Annotated in this window: 1 protein-coding gene; it reads right to left on the bottom strand. The window is 72.8% G+C overall.

What is annotated here, in order from left to right; translation table 11 throughout:
* Window positions 1-106 precede the first annotated feature (106 nt).
* A partial coding sequence (locus TW83_RS15985) for an ATP-binding cassette domain-containing protein (RefSeq protein ID WP_045983776.1) occupies window positions 107-920 on the bottom strand: 814 nt, incomplete at its 5' end.

The following is a 920-nucleotide window of genomic DNA, read 5'->3' as shown; positions in this document are numbered from 1 at the left end:
ACCGTGAAGCCGCCCACCAGCACCAGCACCGCCACCACGCCCGCGATGATCGGGCCGCGCACCGGCCAGCGCCGGTCGCCCGAGGCCGCGCGTGTCCGACCGCGGCTCATGCGACGCCCCCGCCCTGGCCCGAGGTCTGGGCCTGACGGATCTGGGCCGAATTCTGCACCATCTGTTCCAGCACCTTGTCACGCGGGCCGAAGGCGCGGCGGACGCCGCCCTCCAGCACCAGCAGGTTTTCGCATTCGTTGATCGCGGCGGGACGGTGGGCCATGATGATGACCGCGCCGCCCTGCGACTTCAGCCGCCGGATCGCGGCATTCAGCGCCTCGGATCCCAGGTTGTCCAGGTTCGAGTTCGGCTCGTCCAGAACCAGCAAAACCGGGTCGGGATAAAGCGCGCGGGCCAGGCCGATGCGCTGAATCTGGCCGCCCGACAGACGGCCCGCCGTCTGGCTGATGCGCGTGTCGTATCCCTGCGGCAGGTCCAGGATCATCTGGTGCGCGGCGGCCGCCTGTGCGGCGCGCACCACCTGGTCGGGGTCGGGGCGGTCGGACAGGCGGGCGATGTTTTCGGCAATCGTGCCGTCGAACAGCGTCACCTGCTGGGGCAGATAGCCGATCAGGCCGCCCAGCACGTCGGGGTGGTACTGGTCCAGCGTCGCGCCGCCCAGACGAATGCTGCCGCCGCCCACGCGCCACGCGCCGATCAGCGCCCGCGCCAGCGTCGACTTGCCCGCGCCCGACGGGCCGATGACCCCCAGGGCCGTGCCAGGCGCCACGCCGAAGCTGACGCCGCGCAGGGTGGCCTGCCCCTCTCCCGGCGGGGCGACCGAGAGGTTGCGCACCTCCAGCCGGGCCTCTGGGCGGGGAAGGGGGGTGCGGACCGGATCGGCCGGTTGGCGCGACAGCAGGCCCGCC

The organism is Paracoccus sp. S4493 (genome assembly GCF_000967735.1).
Taxonomy (GTDB): Bacteria; Pseudomonadota; Alphaproteobacteria; order Rhodobacterales; family Rhodobacteraceae; genus Paracoccus; species Paracoccus marcusii.
The sequence above is the reverse complement of the archived record's forward strand: the minus strand, read 5'-3'. Positions and strand labels throughout refer to the sequence as shown.